At 31.7% G+C, this 1,339-nt stretch carries 1 protein-coding gene; it reads left to right on the forward strand.

The window, feature by feature from the left end; genetic code table 11:
• The first annotated feature begins 105 nt into the window (after positions 1–105).
• Positions 106–1,149 carry an IS30 family transposase gene (locus I4N53_RS00525; RefSeq protein WP_011025138.1) on the forward strand — a complete coding sequence of 348 codons (1,044 nt, stop codon included), beginning with the start codon at positions 106–108 and terminating at the stop codon, positions 1,147–1,149.
• Positions 1,150–1,339 lie beyond the last annotated feature (190 nt).

The raw sequence follows: 1,339 nt of genomic DNA on the forward strand, positions 1-1,339 counted from the left end.
GGTTAGTTGTATAATTAAATGCAACAGATAAAAGAATAGAAACCATAGTGAAAATCGTGTATGATATAGGTGTCAACTAAACATCATACAAGGAGGATTTTCACTATGGTTCATAATAATGATACCACAAAAAAGCGTTCTTTTAAACACTTAAGTAGCTATGAACGAGGAGAAATCTATGCATTACTCAAAGAAGGAAGAAGTATTCGGTATATTGCTAAAAAACTTAATCGATCTCCAAGCACTATAAGCCGTGAAATTAAACGTGGAACTACTACACAACTTAGAAGTGATTTATCTTCTTATACAAGCTATTTTCCTGAAACCGGTCAAGCTATCTACGAAAAAAATCGCTCAAATTGCGGAGCTAAATTTAAAGTAGCTAAAGCAGAAGATTTTTTGAAATATGCTGAAAATAAAATATTAAATGAAAAATGGTCACCAGATGCAGTTGTAGGCTATTGTAAAAAAGACCCAAGCTGGAATAATAAAACTATTGTTTGTACTAAAACACTGTACAACTATATAGATAGAGGATTATTAAAAGTTAAAAACATTGATTTACCTTTAAAACTACGTTTAAAACCAAGAAAGAAACAAAATCGTAAAAATAAACGTATTATGGGTAAAAGTATTGATTTTAGGCCTAAAGAAGTTGAAAGCCGTGAAGTTTTTGGGCATTGGGAAATAGATACGTTAATTGGCAAGAAATCTAATGACAAGGTCCTTTTAACATTAATAGAGCGTAAGACTCGCCATGAAATAATATTCTTATTAGATGCAAAAGACAATAAATCTGTTAAAGATGCATTATCAAAATTAAAAGATATGTTTGGTGACAATTTAAGCAAGGTCTTTAAAACAATAACATCTGATAATGGTACAGAGTTTAGTGATTTAGAAAGTGCTCTTTTAGAATATGGCGTAGAAGTATATTATACACATCCATATTCATCTTGGGAAAGAGCTACAAATGAACGACATAACGGTCTTATACGACGTTTCATCCCTAAAGGTAAAAGTATTAAAGATTTATCTATAGATACGATAAAGAGAGTAGAAAACTGGCTTAATAACCTTCCACGAAAATTGTTAAATTACAAAACGCCTAAGGAATACTTTTATGAAGAGCTGGCAAAAATCTGTTAAGCCCATCCATTATAAAGTTTAGAGCTCGTTCGTGATTTGTCAAGGGGCAGGCTTCGCCTGACTTTAACCCTTGACAAATCACGACCTTCGCTCAATTTGTTAACTAAGATGGGCTTAAGGTTATATATGATTTGTTCCAAATCCTATATCTACATGATTTTCATTAGGTGTTGCATTTAATATTGCAATT

This window comes from Thermoanaerobacter sp. CM-CNRG TB177, assembly GCF_018588165.1.
GTDB classification, from domain to species: domain Bacteria; phylum Bacillota; class Thermoanaerobacteria; order Thermoanaerobacterales; family Thermoanaerobacteraceae; genus Thermoanaerobacter; species Thermoanaerobacter thermocopriae.